Raw genomic sequence first — 8976 nt, forward strand, 5'->3', positions numbered from 1 at the left:
TATGTATAGTCCGCTTGGGCACTATGCCCGTATGTTTGGCGTCAGCGCGAATGGCATGTGGTATCAAGTCTACCTGCTAATGACATTCGTTCTGACCGGATTATCCGCCAGTGCGCAGGTTAGCTTACGACTTGTCCTGCATGCAGATGGTCAAACCTACGCCGTCTATATGCGCTCGGCAGTGGACTATACCGGCCGCTCTGCTTTGATCAGTACGACGCAGGTGACGCTGGCGGTGCCCCACGGGCTAGCCGCTGAACGCTTTGAGATCACGGACCTGACTTCGCCGATCCCAAACATGACCTGGCGGCAGGCCGACCGGGTCGATGCTCCGCCGGAAAATCCAGATCGCGACTACCTGTTTTTTAGTTTTATCAACAACAACTCGCCGACCGTTTTATTCAACATTCCAGCCGGGCAGGACATCCTTCTGTTTCAGTTCAAACGGAAGGGACCCTGCTCGGTCCAGGCCCAGCTGATCGACAACGGTACGGACGAGTTCAGAACACCTAATTCGAAAGGCATCAACACCGGCAACAGCGTCTCCATTCTGGGGGCGGGTGGGAATGTGTACGCAGGTAATATCAACCAGGGGCCGACCGTACAGATTCACGCTGCTGCCGACTCAGTTTGTGGAAAACAATCGCTGGAACTACAGGCTGAACTTACCAATCCAACGCCTGCTGTTACCTACCGTTATCAGTGGTTTGCCGATGAGCAACCCATCAGTCCGGTGCTCGACACGCCCGTGTTTACTTATTTTGTTCCTGGTAGCGCGACGGGGTATCAGGTTCGGATTCGGGTAAAGGTGACGACCACGGGCACGTTGCCCTGCGATGGTCAGCTGGCCACGGCAACTAAAAGCGTGTTCGTCAAGGCGGTCCCCACGGCCAAGCTGACCTACACGGGAGAAACCTGTACACCTTTACCGGTTACGCTGTCGGCCCAGTCTATAGCTAAGGCGTCCTATACATGGATGCTTAACAACCAAGCCGTCACTACGGGACCGCAGCCATCGTTTGTGGCCACGGTAGGTGGTACGTACTCAGTGGCGGTGACGGTAAACGGTTGCTCAGCCTCCTCCGACCTCCTGCGGCTAATTAATGTCAGCAAGGCCGAACGAACATCGGTTCGTATCGGCACCGTTGGTCCACTCGTCGCCGGGCAGTCAGTTCGATTAGCTCCTCAGATCAGCAATGCAACGTCGTTTACCTGGTCGCCGGCCGACCAGTTAAGCTCGACTACGGTAGCTGATCCGGTAATTACGGCCCAGCTACCGATGAGTTATACGTTAACGGTTCAAAGTGATCAGGGTTGTGTTGCAAGCGATACGGTTACGTTGATCGTAGTGCCCACTCTGTTTATACCAACCGCGTTCACACCAAACGGCGATGGTGTAAACGACACATGGGTCATACAGAACATAAGCTATCACCAGCCCTGTCGCTTACAGGTTGTCAACCGGTGGGGAGACATTGTTTATGACCAATCGCCCTACCGGACCCCCTGGGACGCTGCCGGTAATGGAGTACCGCTGGAGCCGGGCCTCTACCAGTACGTGCTAACTACGCTCTATACAGCCTACTCAGGTAGTGTACAGATCATTCGTTGAACAAACCCATATCCAGTTTTTGCCAATTTCTTCCTCTATGAACGAGATCAGCCAACTCATTGTGTCCCATTTAAATGCGCGTGAAGCAGTATTACGAGTTGTGAAACAAAAGCAGCTCAGGGCTTCCGACTTAGTGGAAGACATGCAGCTATCACTCAATATATTACGACGAAAGATAAAGACCGCAGACTGGCGGGCCGATGAACTGAGTCAGTTAGCGCGACTGTTCGGGATGACGGTTAATCTGGAAGTACCGCTCCGCCTGCTCAACGAGCAGTTACAGACGTTATCAGAGCATGACTGGAAACGGCTTGTCCGGGAAACGCATATTGGCAAGCAGCGTATCCAGTCGCTGATGAACGACTGCTGCCTGTGGCGAGATACTGAACTCTACCAGGTAAATAACTTTATGCAGAAATACGCACGAACTCCTGGTAGGAGTTTCTGAAATCATATCGTACTCCGGGCGACATGACTCCACTGATGACAACACCGTACGACAACTTTTTGCTACGTCTGTGTACGTCTCTTAACCCGTTCTCGTTTATGACTAACAGATTATGGAACTGGCTACTCAATGATCTGGTAATTCATAAACTGATACCCCACGATAAGCGATTGTGTTGGTTGTGGGCAATCGGTTTTTCGGTGATTGGGATAAGTGCACTACTGACATTCGCACTAATCAAACTGATTGTTAAGAGTGACAGGCTTTCGTATACTTTCGACTCACCAGACTTCTGACCTACACAGCAGCCTACAGACGTCAAAAATCCTGGGCTGGGGAGCTATAACGCCTAGAGTGGCCGCCACGGTGACCGTATTCTACTCAGTTTTATGGCCAGTAATCGTTAACTGGGCACTGCGCAGACAAGAGCCTCCTGAGGGAAAGGCAAAATACAGTCTGACCGCGCGCAAACCGACTGACTTCGTATCAATCAGACCGACCTTCAACTGGCAGGGAAAGCCTGCCAGTCGTAAAAACCACCCATACAGAATTACCCTTACCGGGACGGGAAAGGGTAAATGGACAACCAATGAATGGATTACAACTATATCAGAAATATACAGCCTTGGGTAGAAGCGCTGGCTGGAATTCTGGAGAGCAAGCTTACGCCCAGACATTAGACGAGGTCTTTTGGCTAATAGGATGTACCCGATTGTTCGATCTCCTTGAAGAAGCTGAAGCTACGAATCAATGGATTGCAGTTACGTACCTCCCCACGTTTCCGGGTCAACATCCCAGTCTAAATTCGTTCACAATCCAACTCAACTGTCGGCAGTCTGAAATCCCTACTCCTGGTACGTTACCCTTGTATAAGTGGCTCGTGCGTTTACCCTGGTGGTGAGAGCCGTCGATCCTGTAAAACACCGACGTTAAGGGATATTACGAGTACGCTGCTATTGTAGACTCAATGCGTATTTATCATACATCGATTATGGCTGATGATACCCATATTACGTGTTAACTGGGGTAATATACCATTGTAAAATTGGTTCATGAGTAGTGCCGGATTGGTCCAATTAACTATAATTTTGAGTGATATTTTGCCAAAAAGTTGCTTAATAATTGAAATAGACAACTGTTTTTCAAGGCGGCGACAAATTGCATGTTGACAAATAGTTTTTCTGACCTAAAGAGAAGTTAAAGTTTAGTTTATGACAGTTCTTTCAGCTCAAGAGCAGCAAATAAGTTTTATTGTAAAAAATCGCCATGCATTGGCCAGAGATTTTGACAAGAAAATAAGAATTCTCGACTCGTTAACAGCTGTCCTCGATGCAATGGATCAAAGACGCAATGAAATAGTCAATTCGATTAGTAACGAAAATGTTAAAAACAAACTGATTGCAATCGACCTTGACGGTATTTTAAATGTAATCACTCTGGAGAAACAGAAGCTTTGTAGTTATCATGGTATATTTTCCAGAAATACAATAAATATAGGTGTAGTCGGTTTGGCAAGACAAGGAAAAAGTCAACTTTTACGCAGTTTATCAGGGCTAGATGATACGATAATACCCACCGGATCGTATGGACATTGTACTGGAACCAAAAGTATATTTATCAATGAGAACTCATCAAATCCCCACGGGGAAATTCATTTTTACAATGAAAGTGAGTTCATCGAAAAAATTATCAATCCATACTACAAGGAACTGCTCGCATCAATCACTCCACCCAGAACGATTGATGATTTCGAGAAGAATTCACTTCCTCCCTTGCCTGTAGAAAAGCAGCACAGTGTAAGTGATAAAACTAAGTACAACCAGCTGGAACTGTACAAAAACAATATTGGTAAATACAAGCACTTTTTATTCTCAGCCTCACCAATTACGGTTTCCGTAGACAATATACGGGAGTATGTCGCACAGGATGATGTATCCGGAGAAAGAAGTTCATTTAGGTTTATGGCGGTAAAGGAAGCCCATATTTTTTGCCGTTTCCCTCATGAGACTATGAGTAACATTGCGTTAATTGACATGCCTGGACTCGGTGATACTGGACTTGTGGCAGAGGAATGGCTTGATAGAACACTACTCGATGAAATCGACGTTGTTCTGTTTGTTAAAAAACCCTCGGGACTAGGCGAGGTATGGAAACCACAAGAACTTGGTCTGTATGATGCGATAAGAAGTGCGCAGCCTGAAATTCCGATGAATTTACGCTCGCTGCTTATCATGAATCGTGTTAATTCGCCCTCCCCTAACGAGAACAACGTAAAAAACTGTGAACGTATGGCTCGGGAGTCAATCGATAAAATGGCGTTTGCAGATGTGCTCATTGCTGACTGCGCTGATGCTGCTGACGTAAACAACGTCGTCCTGCTTACTCTTCTCACCCATTTAACGAAAACGGCTACTCAGATCAATAGTTCGTTCGTACTTGACGGTGATAATGCACTAAAACGTATACATGCTCAGATCAAGATAGAATTGCACAAGGCTGACGAGGCTATAGGTATCCATGAATCATCTGTACTTAACTTTAATAGTTTCAATAAGCTTTTTAGAGAGACTATAAAGCGCGTTTATAGTGGTTTAGAAAAATTGACTAATGACCTTAAAGCCAAGCGCGATATGCCCGATCTCTCTTTTGAAAAATACGTAATAGATTCAAAAGAGAGCGCTTATATAAACGCTGGCATTCCGAGCCTGGATAAGATAGAAGAAACTCGAAATTTATTTGGAGGCTACAAGTCTGCCTGCGAGTACTACCTGAATTACATCAGAACTCATCTGACGCAGCATTTCGAACAACTGGAGGAAGGTTTAGCAGAATCGGTGGAGTCTGTCAAATCGCAACTTGCTATCATTCTGATCAGCGTTGAGAAAGGAAGTTTGACTAACATCAGCGCAACAGGCGGCTCAGCTTTTCTAGGCGAAGTATCAACGCTTCTGGGAGAACAATATCCCGTTCTTGATCCGGCCTTTAAAACACTCGTGAACTTCAAACTATCTTATCAGGGCTTTTTTTATTACCGACTTCGTAAACACCTGGACTATCTGACGCCTGACACGGGAATGGCGGAGTTGAGTGCAAAGCCTTCTGCGCAGGAAATTTATGATTTACTAACCGCCATGCACAAAATAGCCCTGGAGCGAATTGAGAGCGAAATTAACTACTGGTCAGTAGAGATTAACCACGCTATTTTTGCTACTGTTGAGCAGTTCGTTGATAAAGTACTTCGATCCGAAAATGCAATGGATGAATGGCAATCGTTTTATATGAGCAATCGAGGTAGAATATGGCCAGAGAGTTTTCCGGAATTTTTTATCGACAACAGACTCAGATGGCAGTGGATAGATGTTGTTGAGCGGCTGAGAACAATAAATAAATCTATCGTGGAGAAGCAGTAGTACAAAGACTTCTTAACTCCATTCATCTAATACATCTGCATTCATGGTTCTTAAATTTAGTATTACCGTACTTGGTGCACCACGCTCTGGTAAAACTAGCTTGTTATCCTCCATCTACAAACAGTTTGATAAAGTAGTAGATAATAGTACTACCCTCGAGATAAAGCCTGCTCATCTAGAAGCAACCCAATTAAGCAACGAAATTGATAACTTAAAAAGTGCCTTCAACAGCATAACAAAAATGCCACTCAACAATGCAGATGTGGTCCCTTCTACAACCTTGATTTCACAGGATACTGATACAGATGTTTATGAAAAAAATATTTTTACTAATGTTGTGAATTTCCTTTTTCTTGTTAAAGGAAAAGAAGAGAAATCGTTGACTGATAGAGAGTACAGATTTAATCTGGGCAAGAAAAGCCATAAGCCCAAATTGCAATTAGTGTTACGGGATTATCCTGGGGAGCAATTAATAGAAAATACAGAAGATGTAATTAACAGGGTACGAGAGTGTAACATAACGATCATTACAATAGATACACCATCGCTGATGGTAGAGAATGACCAAGCCTATAAAGCTACTTACCCATGCGAGAATAACAATCTACCTGAGCACATAGCGCAAATAATTGACGAAGCTTATACCGATACAGTTGATAAACGATTAGTGATAGTAGCACCTGTCAAGTGTGAAGAATGGATGAGCACTTTTGATAAATCCAAAAAACTTACTGACCGTATAAATGAAAAGTATAAATGTCTGTTTGATGTCTTGTCCAGTGACGAGCTACATGAAAAAGTCGCCGTTGTGATTACACCTGTTGAAACGCTTGGTGGTATCGTCTACGCATACATGGATAATAAAGAAGGGTATTCACCAAGATTTATAAAGAAAAATCTTTCATCTACCTACGATCCCAAGTACTGTGATCAACCATTGCGCTATATACTACGCTTCGTTATAAAACGGTTTTTGGAAAATTCAGGAGCTTGGTTTACTCTTTTTGGTGATAGTAAATCGTTTACTAATGCTATTGGTAATTTTACAAAAGAGTGTCTAGGAGATTCCTCTGTAGATGTTAAGGCAAACGGATTTTTGGTTGTGCAGGGGAGTAATCTTCTATGAGTAATCGTTACGAATTTTAGATGTTAGAAGCTAATTTGTTATCATATTTTACAATTAAAATTTTAATTTTGGTATGATTGAAATAAATATGGAAATGTAACGGTATAATGTCTTGTGGTCAGTCGTATCGTACTCTTTTGATTAAATATCGTTTCTTACAAACAACAGAATAGCATGAAAGTCACCTATTATAGAGCTGATCGACATCTTAATAATTTGTGTTGTCGTATTAGCGATGAGATCTCTTCTGTATTCTTTGACTTAGGATACAGCATCATTCCTGAAAATTGGAATAGCGACTATGAAGAGACTAGCTACGATGATCCGTATCATCACGTACTACTACAATTCAAATTATATCTGGACGAGCGGTATCATGAACTGATTGAGTTAGGAGTTTTGCCCGTAGATGTTCTCGTGTCGCTAAAAAATGAAGCTGAAGAAGCCATTAAGAATGCGGGTGTTGATGGACTAGCCTGTAAATTATTCGATAGAATAAACCAGCCGTCAAATATCCCTGCTTACAATCAATTTATTCAAGCTTTTGAGCAGTTTTCATGCTTAAAGAGGCTAGACTACAACGTCTCGGCGTTAACGAGTGTTGTTCAATTTTCAACTGCTGGTGGAAAAGTATGGGAGATCGATACGCACGCTGGGTTGACTACTCGATTGAAAGAATATGTTGAAGGGCGACTTGTTAGCGAAATAAGAGCTGAAACAGCAAAAGACATATGGAGTAGGATTTATGCGAACAGAAATATTGAAAAGTATGTGTTTATACCAAAATTTGTCGCTGAATGGGAACGATACTGGTGTGATGAGTATGCTAGTTTACAGCAAATGATGGGGGAAGGAGACCATCTTGATCAACTAAAGCAAGTTTCTTGGAGACGGGTTCAGGTATTTATGAGTTGTTACGACAACACATGTGATATTATCAACCTGGCTCATCAGATTAGCAGTGAAGACCTATATCCGCTGGTAGTACTGACAATGCTGGCACTACTTGATTCTACCACTTGTTATGCTCTCTACTGTAAGTTTGAATTTACCGCAAGAAACGGTTGGAAACTCATACGGCTGAGGAAAAATGCAGTGGAGAGTAATAAAGTAGGTACGTCAGTCAGAAAACAATCGTCTGTATTTTTTATTAGGGAGACCATGTCGTAGTAAATTTTAGCGAATGGGAATATTGATCAGGGTGTAACTAGGGTAATTGCATCAAACGTTTAGCTGGCTCAATAGAGTCATTAGATAAGCATCGTCTCGGGCAGCTTTCTTTCGCTTTAAACTGGACTTGTAACAGTACACTGGAGTGACTAATATGGTCCTAAAAACCTGGACACGAAACTTAATTAATTTCGTGTCCCATGAATCAATCCCAACGCCCTAAACGAAAGTACACTGCCGAGTTCAACGGGGCCGCCCGCGCGGGCCGATGTGTTGCGGCTAGTCGCTAATGCCGGGCCGCCCTTTAGGTTTGTGGACTGGTAATATGCCGAGATTTGGTCTTTTGCCAGTAGTCAACCAGAGAGGGCTACCCTAGCGGGCCGCCCAGGAGTCAGACCTATGCACCGATTCAGGTTCCTCTCTGTTTTCCCCACTCTGGCTCGGCCGGGTGGCCGGTGCCAGAGTAAATCGGGTTCGCGGCCCACAAAAGGGTTTGAGCAAAAGCGAGGAGTTGACTACACCGTCAAAACTAATCAGCATCATGGACTTTTACCACTTCGTAGGTATTGACATTTCTAAAGACACCCTGGATTGGGCCGTTTATACTCAGCAGCAGGGCATCAGCTTGAGTATCCAAACTGACAATACCCTCAAAGGGATCAAATCAGCCTTGACTCAGTTGAAAGCACTGCCCGACTGGAACTCAACTCTGGTTGTGTACTCCATGGAGCATACCGGTATCTACAATGCTCATCTGTAAGCTTCCCTTGAAAGTAGGCCAGTGAAAAGTAGAGGATTCTATTTATCTTTTCACAAAGGGGAGGAAGCATGAAAGCAAATCGATTCAGTGAGGCTCAGATCGTAGCTATTATTCAGCAACAGCAGACAGGGACCACCGTCGCTCACATCATCCGTGAACACGGCATCAGTGAGGCCACCTTCTACAATTGGAAGCAGAAGTACGGGGGGATGCAGGTTTCCGAGGTCAAACGCCTGAAAGACTTAGAAGCGGACGCCGCGCGGATGAGAACCGACGGCTTAAAAAAATGTATGCTGAGCGTAGTTTAGAACATGAAGCGGTTAAGGAGGCCTTGCGAAAAAAGTGACGGTCCGCCGCTCATATCTTTGTTTTGAGTCGAGGTTGTGATAAAAAGTGCAATTTTTGAGTAAGACCTGACAGGGGTTACCAGTACCTCGGGTCCGCGGCTGA

The 8976-nt window shown here is 44.3% G+C and carries 7 protein-coding genes; all 7 read left to right on the top strand.

Features of this window, described 5'->3' with window-relative positions; all coding sequences use genetic code 11:
* Nucleotide 1: 1 nt before the first annotated feature.
* The 7 genes from CLV58_RS25210 (at nt 2) to CLV58_RS25240 (ending at nt 8834) form a co-directional block, all read left to right on the top strand.
* Nucleotides 2-1612 (top strand): T9SS type B sorting domain-containing protein, encoded by a 1611-nt coding sequence (locus tag CLV58_RS25210; protein WP_170108801.1) that lies wholly within the window; start codon nt 2-4, stop codon nt 1610-1612.
* 37 nt (nt 1613-1649) lie between these two features.
* A complete protein-coding gene (locus CLV58_RS25215) occupies nt 1650-2060 on the top strand; it encodes a hypothetical protein (RefSeq protein WP_106140615.1) in 411 nt (136 codons plus the stop codon).
* A gap of 1211 nt (nt 2061-3271) precedes the next feature.
* Nucleotides 3272-5470, top strand: coding sequence for a GTPase family protein (locus tag CLV58_RS25220; protein WP_106140616.1), 2199 nt, complete (start codon nt 3272-3274; stop codon nt 5468-5470).
* Nucleotides 5471-5513: 43 nt separating this feature from the next.
* Nucleotides 5514-6596, top strand: a complete 1083-nt coding sequence (locus tag CLV58_RS25225) for a hypothetical protein (protein ID WP_106140617.1) — start codon at nt 5514-5516, stop codon at nt 6594-6596.
* A 174-nt stretch (nt 6597-6770) separates the two neighbouring features.
* On the top strand, nt 6771-7766 hold the full coding sequence (locus CLV58_RS25230; RefSeq protein WP_106140618.1) for a hypothetical protein: 996 nt from the start codon (nt 6771-6773) through the stop codon (nt 7764-7766).
* A gap of 541 nt (nt 7767-8307) precedes the next feature.
* On the top strand, nt 8308-8526 hold the full coding sequence (locus CLV58_RS25235; RefSeq protein WP_106140619.1) for an IS110 family transposase: 219 nt from the start codon (nt 8308-8310) through the stop codon (nt 8524-8526).
* Nucleotides 8527-8594: 68 nt separating this feature from the next.
* Nucleotides 8595-8834 (top strand): transposase, encoded by a 240-nt coding sequence (locus CLV58_RS25240; RefSeq protein WP_106140620.1) that lies wholly within the window; start codon nt 8595-8597, stop codon nt 8832-8834.
* Nucleotides 8835-8976: the final 142 nt, after the last annotated feature.

The organism is Spirosoma oryzae, assembly GCF_003002825.1.
GTDB classification, from domain to species: Bacteria; Bacteroidota; Bacteroidia; order Cytophagales; family Spirosomataceae; genus Spirosoma; species Spirosoma oryzae.

Excerpts from the sequence above, each read along its gene's own strand:
- CLV58_RS25210 (WP_170108801.1), top strand. The coding sequence starts at position 2 with ATGTATAGTCCGCTTGGGCACTATGCCCGTATGTTTGGCGTCAGCGCG.
- CLV58_RS25215 (WP_106140615.1), top strand. The coding sequence starts at position 1,650 with ATGAACGAGATCAGCCAACTCATTGTGTCCCATTTAAATGCGCGTGAA.
- CLV58_RS25220 (WP_106140616.1), top strand. The coding sequence starts at position 3,272 with ATGACAGTTCTTTCAGCTCAAGAGCAGCAAATAAGTTTTATTGTAAAA.
- CLV58_RS25225 (WP_106140617.1), top strand. The coding sequence starts at position 5,514 with ATGGTTCTTAAATTTAGTATTACCGTACTTGGTGCACCACGCTCTGGT.
- CLV58_RS25230 (WP_106140618.1), top strand. The coding sequence starts at position 6,771 with ATGAAAGTCACCTATTATAGAGCTGATCGACATCTTAATAATTTGTGT.
- CLV58_RS25235 (WP_106140619.1), top strand. The coding sequence starts at position 8,308 with ATGGACTTTTACCACTTCGTAGGTATTGACATTTCTAAAGACACCCTG.
- CLV58_RS25240 (WP_106140620.1), top strand. The coding sequence starts at position 8,595 with ATGAAAGCAAATCGATTCAGTGAGGCTCAGATCGTAGCTATTATTCAG.